Annotated in this window: 23 protein-coding genes; 15 read left to right on the top strand and 8 right to left on the bottom strand. The window is 37.9% G+C overall.

From position 1 onward, the window contains the following. Window positions 1–32: 32 nt before the first annotated feature. The 3 genes from QF044_RS11160 to QF044_RS11150 all read left to right on the top strand — a co-directional run bounded on the left by QF044_RS11160 (window position 33) and on the right by QF044_RS11150 (window position 3,278). Window positions 33–761, top strand: coding sequence for a M17 family peptidase N-terminal domain-containing protein (locus tag QF044_RS11160; protein WP_307267047.1), 729 nt, complete (start codon window positions 33–35; stop codon window positions 759–761). 29 nt (window positions 762–790) lie between these two features. Beyond that, the gene (locus QF044_RS11155; RefSeq protein ID WP_307267045.1) at window positions 791–919 is read left to right on the top strand and encodes a hypothetical protein; all 129 of its coding nucleotides are present in this window, start codon (window positions 791–793) and stop codon (window positions 917–919) included. A gap of 235 nt (window positions 920–1,154) precedes the next feature. Continuing rightward, complete coding sequence (locus QF044_RS11150; protein ID WP_307267042.1) at window positions 1,155–3,278, top strand: type IA DNA topoisomerase; 2,124 nt, start codon at window positions 1,155–1,157, stop codon at window positions 3,276–3,278. 2 nt (window positions 3,279–3,280) lie between these two features. Here the strand turns inward: QF044_RS11150 and QF044_RS11145 are convergent, their stop codons facing one another. Then, window positions 3,281–3,700, bottom strand: a complete 420-nt coding sequence (locus QF044_RS11145) for a hypothetical protein (protein ID WP_307267040.1) — start codon at window positions 3,698–3,700, stop codon at window positions 3,281–3,283. Between the two features lie 248 nt (window positions 3,701–3,948). Between QF044_RS11145 and QF044_RS11140 the strand changes: the two genes are divergently transcribed. From QF044_RS11140 to QF044_RS11125, 4 genes are all read left to right on the top strand, one after another. After that, window positions 3,949–4,371 (top strand): PaaI family thioesterase, encoded by a 423-nt coding sequence (locus QF044_RS11140; protein WP_307267037.1) that lies wholly within the window; start codon window positions 3,949–3,951, stop codon window positions 4,369–4,371. A gap of 112 nt (window positions 4,372–4,483) precedes the next feature. Continuing rightward, entirely contained in the window at window positions 4,484–4,828 is a 345-nt protein-coding gene (locus tag QF044_RS11135; protein WP_307267034.1) for a phage holin family protein, read from the top strand. Between the two features lie 228 nt (window positions 4,829–5,056). Next, window positions 5,057–7,051, top strand: coding sequence for a S9 family peptidase (locus tag QF044_RS11130; protein ID WP_307267032.1), 1,995 nt, complete (start codon window positions 5,057–5,059; stop codon window positions 7,049–7,051). 130 nt (window positions 7,052–7,181) lie between these two features. After that, the gene (locus tag QF044_RS11125) at window positions 7,182–7,673 is read left to right on the top strand and encodes a DNA-deoxyinosine glycosylase (protein ID WP_307267030.1); all 492 of its coding nucleotides are present in this window, start codon (window positions 7,182–7,184) and stop codon (window positions 7,671–7,673) included. 215 nt (window positions 7,674–7,888) lie between these two features. Here QF044_RS11125 and QF044_RS11120 read toward each other — a convergent pair whose 3' ends face one another. The 4 genes from QF044_RS11120 to QF044_RS11105 form a co-directional block, all read right to left on the bottom strand. Further along, complete coding sequence (locus QF044_RS11120) at window positions 7,889–8,920, bottom strand: phosphotransferase enzyme family protein (RefSeq protein WP_307267027.1); 1,032 nt, start codon at window positions 8,918–8,920, stop codon at window positions 7,889–7,891. Then, window positions 8,911–9,816, bottom strand: coding sequence for a sugar phosphate nucleotidyltransferase (locus QF044_RS11115; protein WP_307267025.1), 906 nt, complete (start codon window positions 9,814–9,816; stop codon window positions 8,911–8,913). Before QF044_RS11115 ends, QF044_RS11120 begins: the two co-directional genes overlap by 10 nt. After that, window positions 9,806–11,203, bottom strand: coding sequence for a Gfo/Idh/MocA family protein (locus QF044_RS11110; RefSeq protein WP_307267022.1), 1,398 nt, complete (start codon window positions 11,201–11,203; stop codon window positions 9,806–9,808). Before QF044_RS11110 ends, QF044_RS11115 begins: the two co-directional genes overlap by 11 nt. A gap of 143 nt (window positions 11,204–11,346) precedes the next feature. Then, the gene (locus tag QF044_RS11105) at window positions 11,347–12,039 is read right to left on the bottom strand and encodes an AIM24 family protein (RefSeq protein WP_307267020.1); all 693 of its coding nucleotides are present in this window, start codon (window positions 12,037–12,039) and stop codon (window positions 11,347–11,349) included. 182 nt (window positions 12,040–12,221) lie between these two features. Between QF044_RS11105 and queA the strand changes: the two genes are divergently transcribed. The 5 genes from queA (at window position 12,222) to QF044_RS11080 (ending at window position 17,563) form a co-directional block, all read left to right on the top strand. After that, complete coding sequence (queA, locus tag QF044_RS11100; protein ID WP_307267019.1) at window positions 12,222–13,271, top strand: tRNA preQ1(34) S-adenosylmethionine ribosyltransferase-isomerase QueA; 1,050 nt, start codon at window positions 12,222–12,224, stop codon at window positions 13,269–13,271. Between the two features lie 94 nt (window positions 13,272–13,365). Then, window positions 13,366–14,400: a 23S rRNA (adenine(2503)-C(2))-methyltransferase RlmN gene (gene rlmN, locus QF044_RS11095; protein WP_307267017.1), complete on the top strand. Its 1,035-nt coding sequence runs from the start codon at window positions 13,366–13,368 to the stop codon at window positions 14,398–14,400. A 74-nt stretch (window positions 14,401–14,474) separates the two neighbouring features. Continuing rightward, window positions 14,475–15,401 carry a sterol desaturase family protein gene (locus QF044_RS11090; RefSeq protein ID WP_307267014.1) on the top strand — a complete coding sequence of 309 codons (927 nt, stop codon included), beginning with the start codon at window positions 14,475–14,477 and terminating at the stop codon, window positions 15,399–15,401. 232 nt (window positions 15,402–15,633) lie between these two features. Then, entirely contained in the window at window positions 15,634–16,512 is an 879-nt protein-coding gene (locus QF044_RS11085) for a hypothetical protein (protein ID WP_307267012.1), read from the top strand. A 73-nt stretch (window positions 16,513–16,585) separates the two neighbouring features. Continuing rightward, complete coding sequence (locus QF044_RS11080) at window positions 16,586–17,563, top strand: polyprenyl synthetase family protein (protein WP_307267009.1); 978 nt, start codon at window positions 16,586–16,588, stop codon at window positions 17,561–17,563. A 230-nt stretch (window positions 17,564–17,793) separates the two neighbouring features. Here the strand turns inward: QF044_RS11080 and QF044_RS11075 are convergent, their stop codons facing one another. Further along, on the bottom strand, window positions 17,794–18,093 hold the full coding sequence (locus QF044_RS11075) for a hypothetical protein (RefSeq protein WP_307267006.1): 300 nt from the start codon (window positions 18,091–18,093) through the stop codon (window positions 17,794–17,796). A gap of 133 nt (window positions 18,094–18,226) precedes the next feature. Between QF044_RS11075 and QF044_RS11070 the strand changes: the two genes are divergently transcribed. After that, window positions 18,227–20,659: a thiamine pyrophosphate-dependent enzyme gene (locus QF044_RS11070; RefSeq protein WP_307267004.1), complete on the top strand. Its 2,433-nt coding sequence runs from the start codon at window positions 18,227–18,229 to the stop codon at window positions 20,657–20,659. 82 nt (window positions 20,660–20,741) lie between these two features. Then, window positions 20,742–21,599: a hypothetical protein gene (locus QF044_RS11065; protein ID WP_307267002.1), complete on the top strand. Its 858-nt coding sequence runs from the start codon at window positions 20,742–20,744 to the stop codon at window positions 21,597–21,599. A gap of 19 nt (window positions 21,600–21,618) precedes the next feature. On the opposite strand, the gene QF044_RS11060 is transcribed toward QF044_RS11065, so the two are convergent. After that, complete coding sequence (locus QF044_RS11060) at window positions 21,619–22,008, bottom strand: helix-turn-helix domain-containing protein (protein WP_307266999.1); 390 nt, start codon at window positions 22,006–22,008, stop codon at window positions 21,619–21,621. A 124-nt stretch (window positions 22,009–22,132) separates the two neighbouring features. Between QF044_RS11060 and QF044_RS11055 the strand changes: the two genes are divergently transcribed. Further along, window positions 22,133–23,194 (top strand): NADH:flavin oxidoreductase, encoded by a 1,062-nt coding sequence (locus tag QF044_RS11055; RefSeq protein WP_307266996.1) that lies wholly within the window; start codon window positions 22,133–22,135, stop codon window positions 23,192–23,194. 183 nt (window positions 23,195–23,377) lie between these two features. On the opposite strand, the gene QF044_RS11050 is transcribed toward QF044_RS11055, so the two are convergent. Then, window positions 23,378–23,539, bottom strand: coding sequence for a hypothetical protein (locus QF044_RS11050; protein ID WP_307266994.1), 162 nt, complete (start codon window positions 23,537–23,539; stop codon window positions 23,378–23,380). Window positions 23,540–23,541 lie beyond the last annotated feature (2 nt).

Raw genomic sequence — 23,541 nt, 5'->3', positions numbered from 1 at the left:
TTCACTAACAACTAACAACAAAAATCAACCTCATGAAAAATACCCTAAAAAGATCATTACTGATCACAGCATTAGCATTCTCAACCTTAAGTTTTTCCCAGACAGCCACTGCTAATTCAGCAGCCACTCCTGCCACAGTAGGAACCTCCAAAAACTGGGGTTCCGTAGACGGAATTTCAATGATAGGACTGGTTCAGGGACCATCGTCTGCTGATGCCCAGCTTCAGGTGGCCTGTGTTTTTGAATATACCGATAACGACATTCACAGTGCTCAGGCTTTACCGGCCAACTTAAACGGTCTGGTCCATCTGGATGATGCTTTAAAAGGGGAGTTTACAAAGATCAGACAATCCGGGCAGTTTAAAGGACATTCTTTGGAAACTCTTCTCATAACACCTCCTGCAGGTTCTATGTCGGCTAAAAAATTGCTGCTGATTGGCCTGGGAGACCGAAACAGTTTCACACCCGACCTGATGACTTCAGTAGGCGAAGTGGCAGCCCGTGAAGCGATGAGATTGGGGGTAACCAATTTCGCTTTTGCCAGCGACCTGAAAGATGCAGGAATAGATTCCCCAACTGCTCTGGTAGCCGGAAATGTTGTCAAAGGAATAGTATTGGCCAACCGTTCTGAAACTTACTTAAAAGAACATAACCTTTCCAAAACCAAAAAACTGGAAAAAGTATACCTTTTAGCGGGCCCTTCTTTCTTTGAAGTGGCGGGCGGAGGAATCCAAAGCGCAATTGCTGAAGTGAAGAAATAGAAATACAAACAAAGCAAAATACAAAAGGGGTGAATCAAAATGATTCACCCCTTTTGTATAGCAATACCACACAGAAAATCGATGATGCTTTCGTGATTGCTCAGCAGGTAAAGGCCAAGCCGTCATTTGTTCTTTCGCTGTATTCTTTGCTGATGTAAGGTCTGAATCTATCCGGGAATTGTCCTGTTTCATTGAATAGGAAAAATCAATCTTTGAAATCATAGATGATCCGGTCTTCTGTATTACAAAGGTTGTACAAATACCATAGCTCAAATATCTGATGGTATTTTATATTGAACTCTCTTTCAGGTGCCCAGCCTTAATTTTTACCTAAATTGGTTAAAGTCAAAAAAAATCCCGACTTTTGTTCCCCTTCAATAATCCCGAATATTCATGAAACTTTGTATTGCAGAAAAGCCCAGTGTTGCCAGAGATATCGCCAAAGTATTAGGTGCTACCACGCCTAAACAAGGCTATATGGAGGGTAATGGATACTGTGTGACATGGACGTTCGGACATCTTTGCACATTGAAAGAACCTCACGATTACGGTCCGCAGTACAAATCATGGAACCTGTTTTTATTACCGATTATTCCAAACAATTTCGGGATCAAATTAATTCCGAATAAAGGCGTAGAAAACCAGTTTAAAGTTATTGAAAGATTGGTAGAGGAATGTGATGAGGTGATTAACTGTGGTGATGCCGGGCAGGAAGGTGAGCTGATTCAGCGTTGGGTATTGCAGAAGGCAAAATGTAATAAACCGGTTCAGCGTTTATGGATCTCGTCCCTTACTGAAGAGGCTATTAAAGAAGGTTTTGACAATCTTAAACCTGCAGAAGATTACAAGAACCTGTACCTGGCAGGAAATGCAAGAGCGATCGGGGACTGGCTGCTGGGAATCAATGCTACAAGGCTATTTACCAAAAAGTTTGGAGGCAATAAAGCAGTTCTTTCTATCGGAAGAGTGCAGACTCCGACTTTGGCGATGCTGGTTCAGCGTCAGAAGGAAATTGATGCTTTTACCACCGAAGAATATTGGGAGCTTAAAACAAAATACCGTGACGTTGTTTTCAACGCAGCGATCGACCGGCTGAAAACCTTAGACCGTGCTGAAAAAGGTCTGGAATATCTTAAAGTCAATCCTTTTGAGATCGTATCCTTTGAAATTAAAGAAGGAAAGGAAAAAAATCCAAGGCTTTTTGATCTTACCGGGCTTCAGGTTGAAGCTAACAAAAAATATGGATATTCTGCTGAGAATACTCTAAATTATATCCAAAGTCTTTACGAGAAAAAACATGTGACCTACCCCCGTGTGGATACCACTTATTTATCAGAAAGCCTTTATCCGAAAATAGATGGTATACTTCGGAAAATGCATTTCTATCAGGAACTCGTAGCACCATTATTGGAAGGCCCGATTCCAAAATCAAAAGCTGTTTTTGATGATGCGAAAGTAACGGATCACCATGCCATTATTCCCACGGAAGTTCCGCCTTCTCAAAATTTAAGCAGAGAAGAAAAACTGATCTATGATTTGGTAGCGAAACGTTTTATTGCTGTTTTTTATCCTGAATGTAAAATCTCCAATACACTGGTAGAAGGAAAAGTAGGAACCATTCCCTTTAAAACAAGTGGAAGACAGGTTCTGGAACCGGGATGGAGAGCTGTATATGCTAAAGAACCGAAAGAGGAAGTTACTGATAAAGAAAAGGAGAAAGAAGAAGAACAGACAATTCCTGAATTTAAAGTTGGTGAAACCGGACCTCATGATCCGATGATTCACCAAGGGAAAACTACGCCACCTAAACCATACACGGAAGCAACGCTGCTGCGTGCCATGGAAACTGCCGGGAAACAGGTGGAAGATGATGAATTGCGTGAAATGCTTAAAAACAACGGGATCGGAAGACCATCTACTCGTGCGAACATTATAGAAACGCTTTTTAAGAGGAAATATATTGAGAAGAAAAGAAAGAATCTTATCGCCACACAAACCGGAATTCAGTTAATTGACACCATTGAAGACGAACTTCTGAAAAGCCCTGAACTGACAGGAGAATGGGAATCAAAGCTCCGCAGAATTGAAAAAGGGGAATACGAGGCGAACCAGTTTAAAGAAGAACTGATCCAGATGGTGACGGAACTGACGAAGAAAGTAGTAGACGGAAAAGGAAAAGTGATTACATTATACGAAGAGAAAGAAGAGGTTGTAGAAAAGAAAAAACGGGAACCTGCTGTAAAAAAAGAACTGCAGTCCTGGGAAGAAACAAAATGTCCCAAGTGCAAAGAACACAATCTGATCAAAGGAAAAACAGCAGTGGGATGTTCCGATTTTAAAAACTGTGGCTTTAAAATTACCTTTGATATCTTTGGGAAGAAACTTTCTGATAAGCAGCTTTTAGATCTCGTTTTAAAAGGAAAAACTTCAAAATTAAAAGGATTCACAACACATTCCGAAGCTCTGACAGAAGGAGTTCTAACGCTTGCAGACGGTTTTCAGGTACAGTTATCTTAAAATTAACGAAATAATTTGTCATACCATCCGCTGACGTCCTTCTGGATGGCATCATGATTTTTATATAAGATATGCACCAGTCCGAGTTCTGATCTTTCAGATTTGTACGGATTTAAAGTCAGGTATCCATAAAACTGTCCATCCTGATCAACAATAGCCGGGGGATAAGATGCATAGCTGCTCCACGGAGAATAAGTACTGTATGTGCTTCCATAGTTTCCATTGACGTTCCAGATCGATTTTGAGCTGAGTATATTTCCATAATCACCAAAAGAATTCCATATCGAATCTTTATCAAAAGTATCACAGTTCAAGCAGCCAAGATATTGATCCTGGTTGGAACCGCCGTAGAGATGCAGGGTTTGAGCCTGAAAAACACAACAAAGTAGAAGGCTTATAGATGTGAGAAGGTTTTTGGTCATACAGATGATTGTTGGGGACAAAGCTAGTGTTTTTATGAGTTTTGTAGAAACCACCCCGTCAAAAATTCTCTGAATTTTCGCCACCCCTCCAGAGGAGGGGAATAAATAGCCAACTATTCAAAAATAGGTTATAAACATAAGATTTTCATAGAACTTAAGTGCCTTTGATATGATAAGTTTTAATTTTTCTGGTATTTCTGAAAACATTGATGTACTTTGTAATCACATTCAGATTAAATTAAATATTCATGACTCCAGAAAAAAAGAAACTGATGACAGACAGTTTCGGACGCTCCGAAACCTTGAAATTTTACAATGCCGAATTATTGGAAATAGAAACTGATTTCGTCTCTATAAAAATTCCTAAAATGGAGATGATGACCCGAAAAGCCGGAATGTTCAATGGCGCAATGATTGCTTCTCTGGTGGATGTTTCTTCAGGATATGCTTCGGTAAGCCATTACAAAGATGACTGTTATGTAGTAACAGTTGAATTGAAGGTCAATTATCTACGTCCTGCTTTGGGAGATGCCCTGATATCGCGGTCTTACGTTATAAAAGGTGGAGGAAAAATTATTGTGGTCCGGACTGAAATTTATGTTATTGATGACAATACAGCTTCGGAAAGTCATGTAGCTACTTCGCTGGTAACCATGATGAGGATCAAATAAATAAGGTTACAGTTACTAAAATATTGAGTAAATAAAGGAGCTGACAGCTTTTTTCTGTTTCAAATGGAACAGGATTTGCAACATAGAAACCATAACATTAAAAAAATATAATATGAACTTAATTATCCGCTTGCTGATTACAGCAATAGTTGCGTACCTCTTAACTTCAATTCTACCAGGTGTACATTTTGAAGGATTTTCGACAGCAATTATTTTTGCAATTGTTTTAGGGGTTTTAAACATTATTGTTAAACCTATTTTGAGTCTTTTCGGACTTCCGCTTACGATTATTACCTTAGGATTATTTGCTTTAGTGATCAATGCATTGATTATTTTAATCGCAGATTATTTTATAGACAGTATGGTGGTAGACGGTTTCTGGTGGGCACTTATCTTTAGTATACTACTGTCCTTTGTGACTTCATTGGCGAATTCCATGTTCGCAGATAAAGACTAACAGGTCAGGAATAAAATTGATATCATAGGTCTGCTGTTTTTACGGCAGACTTTTTTATTTGATTGATGTTATGAAAAAAATACCAGTCAGTTAGATTGAACCCTAAATTTTGATATTTATCCTTCGTCATCTTTATTTTAAATACTAACTTTGGAAATCTTTGAATTAAATAAAAGGAATTGATAAAACTTTCTGATTTCACAGTTCCGTTAAAATGAATATCAACATATGAAACTTAAGTACAGCCTGCTCGCTCTGGCAGCTCCGCTCTTAATGAATGCACAACAGTTAATGACACCTGAAATCCTTTGGACTTTGAAAAAAGTTGGGGTACAGGCTGTTTCGCCGGATCAGACTTCCCTAATCTATAAAATCGGACAGGTAGATCTGAAAACAGAAAAAACGAAAAACGAGAACTACTTTCTCAATGTCCTTAATAACCAGTCTTCCAAAATAGATTTCGGAAAAAAAGCCCTTATCCAATGGGACAAGAACGGAATTTATGCTCAGGAAGGAGATAAAATCTATCTTTCAAAAGACAACGGGAAAACCTGGTCTGAATTCTATACCATCGGCGAAGCTGACAATGTCGTGATCTCTCCGGACGGTAAAAAAATTGCGTTCAGCAAACAGGTTCTGGTGGAGAAACTAATGGGGAAAGACAGATACAGTGACACTCCTAAAACTACCGCTCAGGTTTATACTGATCTGAACCACAGACACTGGGATTATTACAATGAAGGAAAATACAACCATGTATTTGTAGTCAATGCAGCAGACAAAACAGAATCTGCAAAAGATCTTTTAGAGGGTAAAACGTGGGATTCTCCCCAAAGACCTTTCGGTGGTGCAGAAGATTTCATCTGGAGTCCGGATTCTTCCCAGCTTTTATATGTTACAAAACCGAAAAGTGGCAAAGAATATTCTACAAGTACCAACACTGATATCTTTGCATACGATCTGGCATCAGGAACCACAAAGAATATAACAGAAACCAATAAAGGCTATGATGTCAATCCAAAATTCAGCCCGGACGGAAAATCCCTGATCTGGCAGAGTATGGCCAGAGACGGATATGAAGCGGATAAAAATGATGTAAAGATCATGGACTGGAAGTCTGGTAAAACCACTAATCTTACCGCCGGCTGGGATGAAAGCGTTTCCGGAGATGTATTCTGGAGCGGAGATTCTAAAACGATCTATTTTACAGCAGCGTCCAAAGGAACCAAGCAGCTTTTCTCTTTAGATCCTAAAGCAGCAAAAGTACAGCAGATTACAAAAGGTGATTTTGACGTTAACGAAATCTTCACCGACAATAAATCTTCACTTTTAGTAGGAAGAACAGACGTGAACCATGCAACCGAGTTATTCTCTGTCAATGTGAAAAACGGAGAAATGAATCAGGTTACTGAAGCTAATAAAGAAGCTTATGCTAAACTGGCTCAGGGAAAATCGGAACTGAAGATGGTGAAAACAACAGACGGCAAAGAAATGGGCGTATGGTTCCACTATCCACCCAACTTTGATCCAAATAAAAAATACCCTACGCTCGTTTACTGCCAGGGAGGCCCACAATCTGCACTGACACAGTTTTTCAGCACCAGATGGAATTTCGCCCTTATGGCAGCCAACGGATATATCGTAGTGGCTCCCAACAGAAGAGGAATGCCGGGCTGGGGAACAAAGTGGAATGAAGAAATTTCAAAAGACTGGGGCGGACAGCCAATGAGAGATTATCTGGCAGCAACAGATTATGCTAAAACATTACCTTATGTAGACGGTGAAAGAGTAGCGGCAGTAGGCGCAAGCTATGGAGGATACAGTGTATTTATGCTAGCGGGAATTCATGAAAACAGATTCAAAACATTCATTGCACATGATGGATTGTTTGATATGAAATCCTGGTATCTTACTACCGAAGAGCTTTGGTTTGCGAACTGGGATCTTGGTTCTCCATGGGAAAAACCTCTTCCAAAAGCATATACAGACTTCAATCCAAGCAATTTTGTTGAAAAATGGAACAAACCAATTATGATCTTCCAGGGAGGTATCGATTACCGTGTACCTTATGAGCAAGGACAGGAAGCTTTCCAGGCTGCAAAATTAAGAGGTCTGAAATCTAAATTGGTCTATTTCCCGAATGAAAATCACTGGGTACTTCATCCTCAAAACGGATTGGTATGGCAGAGAGAATTCTTCGATTGGCTGAAGGAAACTTTATAATTTAAGATTAAAAAGAATTAAATTTCTAATTAATTATTGGCAAAATATCAATAGGAACGGGCTTTTAGCCCGTTTTTTGTTTTATAAGTCTTGAGTCCAATGGCTTTAGCCAAATTTTATATATTTGAGTATGCAAAATAGAATTTCTTCGTTTCCGCCTATTGTTGATGACCAATCTGAAATTTTAATTTTAGGATCAATTCCTGGTGTAAAATCTTTGGAAAAGCAGCAATATTACGGTCATCCCCAAAATAAATTCTGGCCCATTATTTTTCATCTGTTCAATGAAGAATTCACTGATGATTATAATCAGCGGATAAAGATTCTAAAAAAACATCATATTGCAGTGTGGGATGTCATTGATTCCTGTGAGAGAAAAGGAAGTTTAGATTCTGAAATTAAAAATGAAGAAGCCAATCAGATTGCTGAACTGCTGGATGAGCATTTAAACATCAAAGCAATTTTCTGTAACGGAGGGAAATCGTATAAAAATTTGCAAAAGCTTTTAGGGAAAAATTATAGACTGCCTATATTTCAGCTTCCCTCTACAAGCCCGCTACATACGGTTTCGTTTGATGTAAAATTGGAAGATTGGAAGAGGATTTTGGAGTTTCTAGTGTAAATTTTAGTTAAGGAGATGGTGCAGATTTTTCACCTGCATAGAATTTTAATCACAAAAGGCACAAAAGTTTTTGAATAATAAGTGAAAAGAGGGTTCGGCAAGCAAAGCTTGCCGAACCCTCTTTTTTATATTCAGTCATTGCGAGCACAGCGAAGCAATCTCGGCTAAGACTAATCTAAGATCCCACAATGATAGACTCTTAAACCTATGAGCGATTACAATTTCAAATACGTTCTCAGCCCCTTCAACAGTTCCAGCTGATTTCTGGTTCTGTCCAGATTGTGTTCAAGGTATTTCGTAGTGTAATAAGTATTCCCATTCAAATAATCGGTAAGAAAACGGACCGCCTGAATATAGATCACGGTTTGTGCGGCATAATCAAGGTTTTCAAGCTCTTCAAACGTTAGTTTTCCCTTTAATGATAATAGAAATCCGTCTTTTACCGTTCTGTAAATTTGCGGGTTAAAATTGTTATTAGCATTTCCTTCATCCTCATCTAGTGTATTTGTATAGGATCTTGCCATATCACCAAAGTCATACAGAATGGTAGAAACCGTTACCGTATCAAGGTCAATAACAGCCAGAGGTCTTGAATTTTTATCAAAAAGGATATTTCTGATATTGGGATCTCCATGAATAACTCTTTTAGGCAATTGGCCCTCCTTTTCCATTTTGATCCATTTTTTTGGAAGAAAAAGTAACTCATTCATCATTTCTATTTCCAAGGCTGCATCCTTTAGAAGATCTTCATTGGCATGTTGTAATGAAGTTTGGTAATCCAGGATTCTTTTCTCGAAGTTAATAAAATCAGGAATCGGAATCTGGATATCAGGAAGAAATTCAGGATTTATGGTATTTAAAAAGCATCCGACAGCTTTTGCAGCTTCATAAGCTGTTTTTATATCAGGAATTTTAAAGAACGTATTGGTATCTGGTATAAAGCTGAGCATTCTCCACGAATTTCCATCTTCATCATCCATCATAAAGCTTCCTGATACAATAGGCTTGGGTTTTACCAGCATCAATGGATAATTGCCGTTCTCAAGCATTTCGTTGATCAGAATATGATTATGCATGATCACTTCCGGACGCTGGAAAACCTGACCGTTGAGTCTCTGAAGAATGAATTTTTGATCAGCATCATCATCCTCTACCAAATAGGTTGTATTGATCAGTCCGTTGGTAATAGGAGTGACTTTATAGTTTTCAGTTCCGATAAATCCGGTCACGATTTGTTTTAGTTCCATAAATCTTCAGGATATCTGTTTTTTTCCATTTCTGATTTCAGAAAATTTTTAATATTTGTTTTGTCCTCAGCATAGGTAACACCCATCCATTGAGAAGGAGAAGGTTTTACCAGTACTTTTGCTTTTTTTTCATCAATCATTCTCTGTACAGCGGAAGGGATATAAAATTCCAGTAAGGGCTCCGGACCTGACTGGATAAAACCATTAAAATAGAGCTCAAGAGCATCGAAAACACTAGGGTGAAAAATGAAAAAATTCATAGATACCAATGCATTGGAGGCAATTTTTATATCCGTTCCGTTTTCAGTATAAAGGATTAAATTTCCCTCTTCCCGTATTGAAGTCTGCTCCTCTATTTTTATCAGAAAACCTTCAGCATCCATTGTACATATTCCTCTTGCCACATTTCCATTTCCACTCAACGTAGATTTTACCGGATAAGCAGCCATTCCAAACTGCGATTCTGAAATATGAAGATCAATTTCTTTTGCTGCCAGTTGATAAGCTTCTTTCCCATAAAAATCATCCGCATTGATCATGACAAAAGGTTCTTGTACCGTATTTTTTGCACAAAGAACAGCGTGTCCGGTTCCCCAAGGCTTTTGCCGTTGTGAGCAGTCAGAATTCTGAGGTAGAAAACTTTCCATTTTCTGATAAACCCAGTGAAGTTCAAATTTCTTTATTTCAGATATTGTATTTAATCTTTCAATGTAGCTGTGAGGAATAAGTCGGTTCACAATAATAACAATCTTGCCGAAACCAGCGTTCAGGGCATCATAAATTGAATACTCCAGGATCGGTGAGCCGTTATCCAGAATTCCGTCTACCTGTTTCAGTCCTTTGTAACGGCTTCCGAGGCCGCCTGCCAGTATAAGTAATGTTTTTTTAGAATTCATCCGTCATTCCAAATACAGGTTTACGGGTCTTCCATTTTCCGTTCGTAAAATCAGGAATATCTACAGCCTGACCTCCTTTGGCAATAGATTCTTCGCTGAGCGGCGTAATAGAATACCATAACGCAAGATCATACACATCCATCGGGAATTCTATATTTCGCTTGATACACTCGATAAAAGTATTCATGACAAAGAAATCCATTCCTCCATGGCCTGCACCAGCAGCGGTATTTTCAAACTTTTTCCAGATTGGATGATCAAATTCCTTCATCCATTTTTCCGTATTTTCCCATCGGTGGGTGTGGTTCATTGTTTTTTCGAAATAAATATGCCCCTGATTAAAATCTCCCCATCCGAAATCCTGCCATAAGCCTTCCGTTCCCTGAATCCTGAATCCAAGGTCATAAGGTCTCTGTAAACTCGTATCATGGGTCAAAAGTATAGTTTCACCATTGGCACAGGCAATTTGTGTAGTAACAATATCTCCCTGGTTGAATTTCACTTTTGCATTAGGATGGTTTTCTCCGCCTTTAGGATGTTCTACAATATACTTATGCAGCCCCACAGACTTTGAAGAGAAAGATGAAAGTCGGGTTAGGCGGTTTCCACGGTTGATATCCATCATCACCGCTACAGGTCCCAATCCATGGGTAGGATAGAGCTCGCCATTGCGTTTTACATAATGCTCTGTTCTCCAATGAGCCTCGCTGAACCCTTTTTCTCCAAACTCAGCTCCAGAATTATAAGGGGTAACACCGTCGTTAAAAAGAACACCTCTCAGATCATGCTGATAGCCGCCCCTTCCATGAACCAGTTCTCCGAACATTCCTTTGCGTGCCATATTCATAATAGCCATAATATCCCTGCGGTAACATACATTCTCCATCATAAAGATAGGAACCTTCGTTTCCTCATATACCTTTACAAATTCCCAGCAGTCCTCAAGCTTTATAGCTCCGGAAACTTCCATTCCCACAATCTTTCTTGCTCTCATGGCTTCAGTACCCTGCGGAAGATGCCATTCCCATGGTGTGGCAATAACTACGGCATCTATTGTTTTTAGTTTTAAAAGATTCCGGTAATCATATTCGCCGTTTGAAAATTCCTGAGCAGCAGGTTTATTGTTATCCTTCAGTATTTTTTGAGAAGCCAGAAGCATTCTTTTGTCCGGATCTGCGAAAGCTACAATTTCTACGTCATTACGCTTTGCCAGCAGTTTTACATGTTCCTGCCCCCGAAGTCCTACGCCAATAAAGCCGACACGGACTTTTTTATCTGATTTAAAATCATTGGAATAGGCAAATAAAGAATTGGGTAAAACCAGTGCGCCAAAACTGGCAATAGTAGCTGTTTTAATAAAATTTCTTCGTGAAGTGGTGGTGTCCATCAAAATTTTTTCTTAAATATATTAAAATCCTGTGAGGTAACGGATATGGAGCGTGGCTTTCGAGATTCGAGATTCAGGTTGGAAAATAGAAATGGCTGCTCTTCAAATCAGGGCAGCCATTAGAATAATTAATTTTTAATATACTATTTCTTTGTGAAATATACTTCTTCATAAGGCTGGATCAGCACCCATCCGTTTCCTGAGAATTTCATCTGGAATTCTTCGCCGCTTCCTCTGCCGATCAGGCTTTTAAAAGAAACGTTGGTCTTCAGATCAGGACTCAGGTTTCCAGACCAGGCTACAGTAGCATTAGGATCCGTAAAAACAGGACTGTCAGGGGTGACCATTAAAGTCAATGGTTCACCATGAGTCGTTATTGCAATATGTCCGGTTCCGGAAAGTTTTACCTGGAAAAGACCGCCCGCCATCATTCCTGCAACGCTTTTAAGCATGGTAATGTCGCTTTTTACAGTCTGCTCGTGTGCCAGAACATCATTTCCGTTTACACAAACCGCTTCATTGTTCAGATAAAGGATACGGACTTTCTTGCCGGAATCTGCGACGTATAATTTCCCGGTTCCTTCCGCCTTCATCAGTTTTGCTCCTTCACCGCTGATTGCTTTCTTTAAAAGATTTCCGATACCACCAGCCAGCATTCCCTGTCTTTCAAAATTAATATCTCCAACATAACCTACCATACTGCCTCTTTTAGTCCATACAGCCTGGTTATTAAGATTGATTTCCAGAAGGTGCTTGGTTTCCAGTTCGAAATAATCTCTCTGCTGTGGGTTCTCTTTTGTTTCGTTGACGAAAGCTTCCAGTGAATATTTGCTCATAAGTGTAAAAGTTTTTTAATGTTTCCCCAAAAATAATCTTTTTTTTCTTCACAAATCACCGTAGAATCACGGTTTTAAATTGATTTTAAATAATACTTGACAAAGGGGTATTCAATGTCGTATATTTGCACTCCGAAATTACACTTGTAATTTCAATAATTTTTAAACCGTAATTTAAAAAAATGAAAACATCAGATTTTAACTTTGATCTTCCTGAAGAATTATTAGCAGAACACCCATCTGAACACAGAGACGAAGCCAGACTAATGGTACTTGATAGAAAGACACAAACTATCGAGCATAAGCTGTTTAGAGATGTTGTTGATTATTTTGATGAAAAAGATCTATTCATTTTCAACAATACTAAGGTTTTCCCTGCCCGTCTTTATGGAAATAAAGAAAAAACAGGAGCTAAAATTGAAGTTTTCCTTTTAAGAGAGCTAGATAAAGAAACCAGAGTGTGGGACGTTCTGGTAGATCCTGCAAGAAAGATCAGAATAGGTAACAAATTATTCTTTACTGAGGATGAATCTCTGGTAGCTGAAGTTATTGACAATACGACTTCAAGAGGAAGAACTTTAAGATTCTTATTCGACGGTTCTTACGATGAATTCAGAACGAAACTAAAAGAATTGGGAGAAACTCCACTTCCAAAATATATCAAGAGAGCAGTAGAGCCGGAAGATGCAGAAAGATATCAGACGATCTATGCCAAAATAGAAGGAGCGGTGGCTGCCCCTACGGCAGGCCTTCATTTCTCTAAGCATTTGATGAAGAAATTAGAAATCAAAGGAATTGATTTTGCTGAAGTGACGCTTCACGTTGGTTTAGGAACCTTTAACCCAATTGAGGTAGAAGATCTTTCTAAGCACAAAATGGAATCTGAAGAAGTAATCATTGATGAGAAAAATGCTGATATCATCAATAAAGCTGTAGAAGCTCACAGAAGAGTTTGTGCGGTAGGTACAACAACGATGAGAGCCATAGAAACTTCTGTTTCTTCCAACAGAAAGATCTCAGCTTTCAATGGCTGGACAAACAAATTCATTTATCCTCCTCACGATTTTGGAGTTGCCAATGCAATGATCACCAACTTCCACACCCCAAAATCTACATTATTGATGATGATTGCTGCGTTTGCAGGAAAAGAATTTATTATGCATGCATATGAAGAAGCCGTAAAAGAAAAGTATAAGTTCTATTCTTACGGTGACGCAATGCTTATTTTGTAATTAATTTTAAATTATAGATTATAAATTTTAGATTGAATCCCTAACTTCTGTAAAGGATTTTAATCTAAAATTTATAATTTAAATCACTACTATTTTGAAAGATATCCGAGTTTTATCACTAGACCAGCTTAAAGACTATTTTTTGACTTTAGGAGAAAAGCCGTTTCGTGCGAAGCAGGTTTACGACTGGTTATGGAGTAAAAACCTCCATTCGATTGATGAAATGACGAATCTTTCGAAATCTCTCCGTGAAAAAATTTCCGAAGAGTATACCATCAATCCGGTTTCTGTAGACCAGCTTCAGAAAAGTACAGACGGAACCATTAAAAACGGAGTGAAACTTCACGACGGACTGTTGGTGGAATCTGTTCTTATTCCTACAGAAACAAGAACTACAGCCTGTGTTTCTTCTCAGGTAGGATGTTCTTTGAACTGTGAATTCTGTGCAACGGCAAGATTGAAAAGGATGAGAAATCTTGAAGTTGCCGAGATCGTAGACCAGGTTGCCCTGATCGACAGCCAAAGTAAAATGTACTTTAACAGACCGCTTTCCAATATCGTTTTTATGGGAATGGGAGAGCCGATGATGAATTACAAAAATGTAGTGGAAGCCATCAGAAAGATTACCCAGCCTGAAGGTTTGGGAATGTCTCCCAGAAGAATTACCGTTTCTACATCCGGAATTCCGAAGATGATCAAAATGCTTGCTGATGATGAATTACGGGTAAAACTGGCACTCTCTCTTCACTCTGCAATAGAATCCAAGCGGAATGAAATTATGCCTTTCTCGGACAAATTTCCTTTGACGGATATTATGGAGGCCCTTCAGTATTGGTACCAAAAAACAGGTTCTGTCATCACTTTTGAATACTGTGTATGGAAGGGGATCAATGACGGCGACGAAGACATCAAAGCTTTAATAAAATACTGCAAGCAGGTTCCTTCTAAAGTGAATTTGATTCAGTATAATCCCATTGGTGACGGAAAATATGACCAGTGCAATAAACAGGCAGAAGACAATTATGTACGCCAGTTAGAAAATGCCGGAGTTACTGTGATGATCAGAAAAAGTCGCGGTGGAGACATTGATGCAGCCTGCGGACAGCTTGCCAACAAAGCTACCGATTAAAATTTCATTAAAAAAGATTTAAAACATTTCTTAAAAAATCCTAAAATCCTACCTTTACATAAAACTAATACAGGATGCTGGATTTCTTTACAGGAGAGGACGGGCTTGAAAATGTCTATGCATGGTCAATCCCACTTCATGCTACAGTTATTTTAGCAGAAATGATCTACAGTCATGTTTCTGAAGCTAAGCTATATAACAAAAAGGATGTTGCCACAAGTATTTACCTTGCAGTGATGAACTTTGGGCTGGATCTGATGATGAAGGCTTTTGCCATGGGAGTCATGTTTTTCTTTTATAATCACAGACTTTTCACTTGGGATTTTACTGTATGGTACTGGCTTATCTGTTTTGTGATCACAGACTTTGCCTATTACGTTTTGCATTATGTAGATCACCATTCCCGGGCATTCTGGGCAGTTCATATTACCCATCACAATTCTGAATATTTCAACTTGACGACAGGTTTTAGAAGCCCTGTGCTGCAGCCGCTTTACAGGTATCTGTATTTCTCTCCTCTGGCTTTTTTAGGTTTCAATCCATGGCATATTATGGTCGTTTATGCGCTGGGTCAGGTGTATGGAACCTGGGTGCATACTCAGACTGTGAAAAGGCTGGGCATTCTGGAATATATTCTGGTAACCCCCTCACATCATAGAGTCCATCATGCATGCAATATTAAATACCTCGACAGAAATATGGGAATGTGCCTCATTATCTGGGATAAGATTTTCGGAACCTTCGAAAAAGAAGATCCAAGTGTTCCCATAAAATATGGTATCTATCCAAAAATGCCGGACAACAAACCGGACACTGTTCTTCTTTATGAATGGCGAAAGATCTGGAAGGATATCAGACAGCCGGGACTGAAAATTTCCGACAGAATCAATTATATTTTCAATTCGCCAGGTTGGAGGCATGATGGTACCGGAAAAACGGTAAGGCAATACCAAAAAGACTATTTAAAGAAACAGGCCAAAAGACTGGAACAAACAGAATAAGAAATCTGCTCAATCTGTTTAATCAGCGTGATATAAAGGGTAAAAGTTTTCTTGAACGCTTAAGTTTTTTATCTCTGATTTTCGGAATAAGTAAATTCCTCGGATCAAAATTCCCATCCTTTGGAGTGGTGGCAAAAATTCAAAGAATTTTTTGACGGGGTGGTTATGAATTCACAAGAAACAAAACGACTCCAAATTTTTCCAGTCATCTGCAAAACTCTATTTTTGTTCCATGAAAAAAACCTTCCTTTTCCTTACCATTATCATTTTCCAGTCCTTCTTTTCGCAGCAGGCTGATTTTTTTAAAATAAGAAAATTCAGGGTTGCTTATTTAGATGATAAAATCCAGGAAACATCGGGTTTGAGTTTTATGAACGGAAAGCTGTATACTTTTAATGACAGCGGAAATGCCCCCGAACTTTTTGAACTGGATGAAACTTCCGGCAGCATAAAAAGTACATTCACAATTGATGCTAAAAACAAAGACTGGGAAGCTTTGACCAATGACGGAAAGAATTTCTATATCGGAGATTTCGGAAATAATGGCGGAACCAGAAAAGATCTGGAAATCTATAAACTTCCTTTTCAGAATAATGCACCAAAGAATGATTCTATTACAAAAAATTCCTTCGAGTATCCTGAACAGACCGAGTTCATTCCTAAATACACCAATAATGACTTTGATGCCGAAGCGATGATCTGGCTCAACGGAAAGCTGCACCTGTTTACCAAAGAATGGAAGTCAAAATCAACGACCCATTATATTATTGATCCCAACATATCTGAGAAGCAGAAAGCTGAGAAAACAGAATCTTACAAGACTAATTTTGTGGTAACTGATGCTGCCTATTTTGATAAAAAACTTTACCTGGTTGGTTATACGAAGAAAACAGAAGTTTTTATGAACGTTTTTAAAGAAACAGAACCGGGAATTTTTTTTAAGGAGAAACCGAAACATTACTATCTTGGAAGTGCTTTGACAGTCGGACAGATAGAAGGTGTTGCTGTCAATGAAACCGGGATCTATATTTCTGGGGAAAAATTTAGATCCAAGCTGGGGACTGCGCAGCCGGCATTATATTTTATTCCAAAAGAAGAACTCAAAGATTAATTTTGTCCTGAAATTGCGTGAAAAAAATTATCTTTGTGAGAATAAATAATTATTTACCTATCATTCATAGATTTTGGCAAATATCGTAGAAGAAATCAAACGACCGATCAATGAGGAAATGAAACTTTTCGAGCAGAAGTTTTATGAATCGATGCAGAGCAAAGTGCCTTTATTGGATAAAGTAACCCGTTTTATTGTTACTACCAAAGGGAAGCAGATGCGTCCAATGTTTGTATTTCTCTGTGCAAAGCTGGTAGGGGAAATCACAGAAAAAACTTACCGTGGAGCTTCTATGATTGAGCTGATTCATACGGCAACTTTGGTTCATGACGATGTCGTAGATGAAAGCTTTAAGCGTCGTAATTTTTTTTCAATCAATGCTTTATGGAAAAATAAAATTGCTGTTTTGGTGGGAGATTACCTTTTGTCAAAATCAGTGCTTCTGTCTACAGACCATAAAGACTACGATCTTTTAGGAGTAATTTCAAGAACGATCCGTGAAATGTCCGAAGGTGAACTTCTGCAATTGGAAAAGGCTAGAAAACTGGATATTACCGAAGAAGTTTACTATGAAATTATCCGTCAGAAAACCGCGACTCTGATTGCTGCATGCTGCGAGATAGGAGTTTTATCCAATAATGCAGATGAGGCACTTGCTAAAAAAATGATGGATTTCGGGACGTATACAGGGATGGCATTTCAGATTAAAGATGACCTTTTTGATTATTTAAGTTCAAATTTTATCGGAAAGCCGGTGGGAATTGATATTAAAGAGCAGAAAATGACGCTTCCTTTGATTTATACACTGAAAAATGCAAGCGAGAAAGATAAGAAGTACTATTTTAACACGATAAAGCGCTACAATAATGACCAAAAGCGTGTTAAAGAACTTATAGATTTTGTAAAAAATTCCGGTGGTATGGATTACGCCATTAAAGTCATGAAAGATTTTCAGCAGAAGGCAAAAGATATCCTGAATGAATTTCCGGATTCTGAACCCAGAAAATCACTGCACAGTATGCTTGACTATGTAATTGAAAGAAAATTTTAAGAACTTAAAATAAACAAAATAAAAAACCGGAATGTGTTACTGCATTCCGGTTTTTATTTTTAAGATTAAATTTTTGTAGAAAAAATACAGGCTGCATGACGGAATTCTCTTTTTTATAGATTTAATTTTGTATAAAAAAGCTTATTAATTTTCTTTAATAAGGATTAAAATGTGATTATTTAAAGGTAAAAATAAAAGATTTTGTAAACTAAAATTATTAGGTTATAGTTTTAATCAATTATTTTAACAGTCACAATGACAACTGCTAAAACAATGCAAAATAAAGCGATTAAAAATAGATAATCCGCAATAGTCTCATATTTCGTTTCCCGCTTTTCATTCTTTGTCCTGATCGCCAGAAACGAAGAAAAGCAGCTACAGGCAAACAGCAGACACGCCAGACTTGCAAACTCATCAAGATGGGTATGGGCACTCATTTTTGTGATTTTAAGTGACGTGATGATAATCAGGGAAAAACCTAAAAGATTGCTCGATGCATTCAGGATATGAGGTGATTTTTTTTCCATCATTTACAATTTTTTACAATATAAAACACTATTTATTTATTATCAAATTTTTAAAAAAAATTATTGAAAATTAAAATTAGTTTAAAAATTGTATATTAGCGCCATACTTGAAGAATAAAAACTTTTATATCTAGCTATGCAGACAACCTATATTGAAACACAGCAAATTTCTTTCCAGGATTTTAAAAATCAGATACTTGAAGACTACAGGTTAGGAAGGATATCACGCGAAATGTCTTATCTTGGAAGAAGAGAAGTACTTACAGGAAAAGCTAAATTCGGAATTTTTGGGGATGGTAAAGAACTTCCTCAGCTGGCCATGGCGAAAGTTTTCAGAAATGGGGACTTCCGTTCAGGATATTACAGGGATCAGACTTTTGCATTAGCAGTAGATGCTTTAACGGTTGAAAGCTTTTTCGCACAGCTTTATGCAGATACAAGTGTTGAAAGAGAGCCGGCTTCGGCAGGAAGACAGATGAACGGGCATTTTGCAACAAGAAGTTTAAATGATGACGGAAGCTGGAAAGATCTTACAGCCCAGAAAAATATCTCTTCCGATATCTCTCCTACAGCAGGGCAGATGCCGAGACTATTAGGATTGGCTCAGGCTTCTAAAGTGTATAAAAGTGTAAAATTTGACGGGTCTGAAAAATTCTCTAAAGAAGGTAATGAAATTGCTTTCGGAACGATTGGTGATGCATCTACAGCAGAAGGACATTTCTGGGAAACTCTGAATGCAGCCTGTGCACTTCAGGTTCCTATGATTGTTTCTATCTGGGATGATGGTTACGGAATTTCGGTTCCTACGAAAAATCAGAGAGCAAAAGCTGATATTGCTGAAATGCTAAGCGGTTTCCAAAGAAAAGAAGGTGAGAACCAGGGATGTGAGATCATCCAGGTGAAAGCTTGGGATTATCCTGCATTATTGGATGCTTACGCAAGAGCAGAGCAGTTTGCAAGAATGGAAAGTGTTCCTGTAGTGGTTCATGTGATTGAAGTTACACAACCTCAAGGTCACTCTACTTCAGGATCTCACGAAAGATATAAAAATGAAGAGCGCCTTTCCTGGGAATCTCAGTTTGATGGTTTACTGAAATTCAGAGAATGGATTTTGAACTATTCAATTGAAATTGAAGGGAAAGAAGAAATTATTGCTTCAGCTGAAGAATTGAATGCGATAGATGACGAAGCTAAAAAAATAGCAAAAGCCGGGCAGAAAAACGCTTGGGAAAACTATCAGAAAACCATTTCGGATCTTATTCAGTCTGTTTTACCATTGATTGAAAACCTTAAAAGTCAGAATGCTGAGATCGAAGGCTATATTGCTCAGTTCAGTAAATTGGTTTCTAAGGCTAAAAAAGATATTTTCCATTTAGCAAGAAAAGCTTTATTGATGACAAGAGGAACAAATTCTGCAGAGAGAACCCAATTGATGCAGAAGTACAATGAAGTTTTTGAAGTAGAAAAAGATAACTATTCTTCCCATTTATATTCACAGTCTCAGTGGAAAGCTGAAAATGTGAAAGAGATTAAGCCTGTCTATTCTGACAGTTCTGAAGATGTGGACGGAAGAGTAGTGGTTAGAAATAATTTCGACAGAATTTTCGAGAAATATCCTGAAACTTTAGTATTTGGTGAAGATGCCGGAAATATAGGTGACGTGAACCAGGGACTTGAAGGGATGCAGGAAAAATACGGTGATGTCCGTGTGGCAGATACCGGAATCCGTGAGGCTACCATTCTCGGTCAGGGTATCGGGATGGCAATGAGAGGTTTGAGACCTATTGCTGAGATCCAGTATTTAGATTATATTTTATACTGTCTTCAAGGAATGAGTGATGATTTGGCGACGGTTCAGTACAGAACAAAAGGAGGTCAGAAAGCTCCGGTAATCATCAGAACGAGAGGCCACAGACTGGAAGGTGTTTGGCATTCAGGTTCTCCAATGGCAGGAATTCTAAACCTTTCCAAGGGAATTCTGGTTTTGGTACCAAGAAACTTAACAAAAGCAGCCGGATTTTATAATACCATGCTTCAAAGTGACGATCCAGCAGTGATCGTTGAATGTTTGAACGGATACCGATTAAAAGAAAAACAGCCTGATAACTTAGGTGAATTCACTGTGCCTGTAGGAAAAATTGAAGTAACTAAAGAAGGAAAAGATGTTACTTTGGTCACTTACGGTTCTACCTGGAGAGTAGTGATGGATGCAGCAGAAGAATTGGAAAAATTAGGAATCTCTGCGGAGGTTATTGATGTTCAGTCATTAATTCCTTTCGATTTAACGAATGAAATTGCTGAAAGCGTGAAGAGAACCAACAGATTAGTCGTAATCGATGAAGATGTGGAAGGTGGAACTTCAGCGTTTATCCTTCAGCAGATCTTAGAAAAACAAAAAGCATTCAGATTCCTGGATTCAGATCCGTTGACTATCGCGGCCAATGATCATAGACCTGCGTATGCAAGTGACGGAGATTACTTCAGTAAGCCATCTTCAGATGATATGGTTGAAAAGATTTACGCCATGTTTAATGAAACCAATCCACAGAAATATCCTGCGATATTTTAATTGTGATTTTAGATAAAATTGAACCGCTTTCTTTGGGAAGCGGTTTTTTGTTAAATTAGCCTGAAATACTGATGATAACTTTATGAAATTAATATCAATTACTATCGTTTTATTTACTTTGGCTTCATGCAATAAACAATTTAGCAAATTACAAACGAGTTATACTGAAAGTGAAATTTTAGAACAATTAGATATGGCTTTCACAGGCTTACCAACTAAATATTATCCAAAAGTTCGACCACAAGATATTAAGTATAATTTTTTTCTTGATTTAGAGCATGGTTATTGTGAAACTGCAGGAAGCCGAATTCATTTGTATGCTGATGAAAAACGATGGGCAATTGTTTTTGAGAAAAGTGGTTATCAAAATAGAGCTAAAACAGCTGAAATAGAATTGGATTATATTGGTAACTGTATTGATTATCCAGTTGATAAATATCCTGAAAGAAATTATATTACAAATGCAAGTAACATTGTACTAATTGATAGTGACGAATATACAAGAATTGAAAATAAGCAAGGCATTACTGATATGGAGAATTTTGAACTTGTTGGAGAGAATGTTCAGGCAATTAAAGTTCATTCTAAATTAATTATATTTAATAGTAATTATAAAGATTATGAAAAAGTAGGAGTTAGATTAAGAGATTTTGATAACCCCAAAAAATTGATAAGCTTTGGTGATTTAATAAGATATTTCCACGAAACAAATCCAAGCTTAATCTCTGCGACTGAAGATGAAATAAAGAAATGCATTCCTAAAAATCTTCAAAAATTGTTGACAATTGATACTTTTCATTATGATCCAAGTGTTCTGCCAAGTAAGCAGGAAACGTATAAACTTATTTCTCAAGTTTTAATCACTAAAAATACTTCTTATTGGAAGCTAATTTTAAAATCTAATAATAATTGGAAAAATTGGGAATCAGGAAATTTATAATTTTTAAGATAAAATACGATTAAACAACAGCCTTTTTTATTTTCTTCTCTTCCAAAAGAGTTTTACAATCCTTTGCTTTATTGGGGTCATAAATATGATATTTCGTCTCCCATTCTTCCAATTGATACAAAATAGGCAACAACGCCAATCCCTTTTCTGTCAACGAATATTCCACTCTTGGAGGAAGCTCCTTAAACTCTTCACGGATCACCAATCCATCAGCTTCCATTTCTCTTAACTGATCTGTAAGCACCTTTCGGGAGATGACATTAATTCTTACGGCAAGCTCCCCAAAACGCAGCTTTCGGTCTTTAATAACCAGAACGATAATTGGTTTCCATTTGCTTCCCAGAGCAGACATTGCTTTGCCCAGTGGACAGCTGTATTGCATCAGTTCATTTTGTTTCATATCTGTTACTTTTAAGTTACTAATGTAAGTTACTGCAAAGTTACCACTATTTTTTCAACAAAAGATACAAAAACGAACTATTATTAGTTACTTTGTGTAACAATTATAAAATATCAATTTAAAAATGAGCACAGAATCATTATTTAAACCGTTTGTTTACAAGAATCTGGAACTTAAAAACAGAATTGTAATGGCTCCTATGACCAGAGCACAATCTGATAATGGAGTTCCTACTCAAAATATTGCCGAGTATTATGCAAGAAGAGCTGCGGCCGACGTTGGATTGATCCTTTCTGAAGGAACAGTTATCAACAGGACTGCTTCCAAAAACATGCAGAATATCCCTGATTTTTATGGAAATGAAGCATTAGCAGGCTGGAAAAACGTAATCAATGCCGTTCATCAGAATGGTGGTAAAATGGGCCCACAGATCTGGCATGTAGGAGATACAAGAATATCCGAAGATTATCCTTTAGCTCCAATGGAGAAAGCATCCACGATGACTTTAGAAGATATTCAGGATACGATTGCACAGTTTGCAGCTTCTGCAAAATCAGCTAAGGATCTGGGTTTTGACGTCCTTGAAATCCATGGAGCTCACGGTTATCTGATTGATCAGTTTTTCTGGGAAGTAACCAATACGAGAACGGATGAATATGGCGGTAAAACATTAAAAGAGAGGAACAGATTTGCAGTTGATGTCATTAAAGCAATAAGAGCTGCTGTAGGAGAGGATTTCACTATTATTCTTCGTCTTTCCCAATGGAAACAGCAGGATTATAACAGCAAATTGGCTATGACTCCAGCGGAAATGGAAGAATGGCTATTGCCGTTAAAAGAAGCCGGAGTTGATATTTTCCATTGCTCGCAACGCCGTTTCTGGGAACCTGAATTTGAAGGCTCTGACCTGAATTTTGCTGGCTGGGCCAAGAAGATTACAGGGCAGCCAACAATTACTGTAGGTTCTGTTGGTTTAAAAGGAGATTTCATGGGTGCTTTTGCAGGACAGGGAACAGAAAAGGCTGATTTAACAGATCTTATCAGAAGACTGGACAATGAGGAGTTTGATCTTATCGCAGTAGGGCGTGCACTTTTACAGGATCCTCAATGGGTACAAAAAATAAAAAACGGAAATACTGAAGGGCTGTTGGATTTTTCAGCTGAAAGTATGGCCAAACTATATTAAAGTGAATGGTGAATGGTTAATTTTGCTTCGCAAGTGAATGGGGTATAGTAAAAAATTGACAGCAGAGTTAATTCATTATTCATCATAATTACATTACAATTTTCTTTAATTTATATTTAATTTTCACCTATTTATTTAAGAAACCCGCTTTCATAATTTCTGAAAGCGGGTTTCGGTTATAGGTTAATCGGGGCATTCCGTGGTAACAGAAATACACCTCCATCGTGAAGGAAAACCATTTTTGGGTGGGATATAGCAGGCTGTTGTTCCTTCCGGACATTCAGGTGCATTTCCGCCATTAATTTTCTTTAGCTCAGGGTTTGTTATTTTCTTTAGGTTTTTCATAT

Origin of the sequence: Chryseobacterium sp. W4I1 (assembly GCF_030816115.1) — a bacterium.
In the GTDB taxonomy this organism is placed as follows: domain Bacteria; phylum Bacteroidota; class Bacteroidia; order Flavobacteriales; family Weeksellaceae; genus Chryseobacterium.
This window is presented reverse-complemented; position numbering and strand designations above follow the sequence as displayed.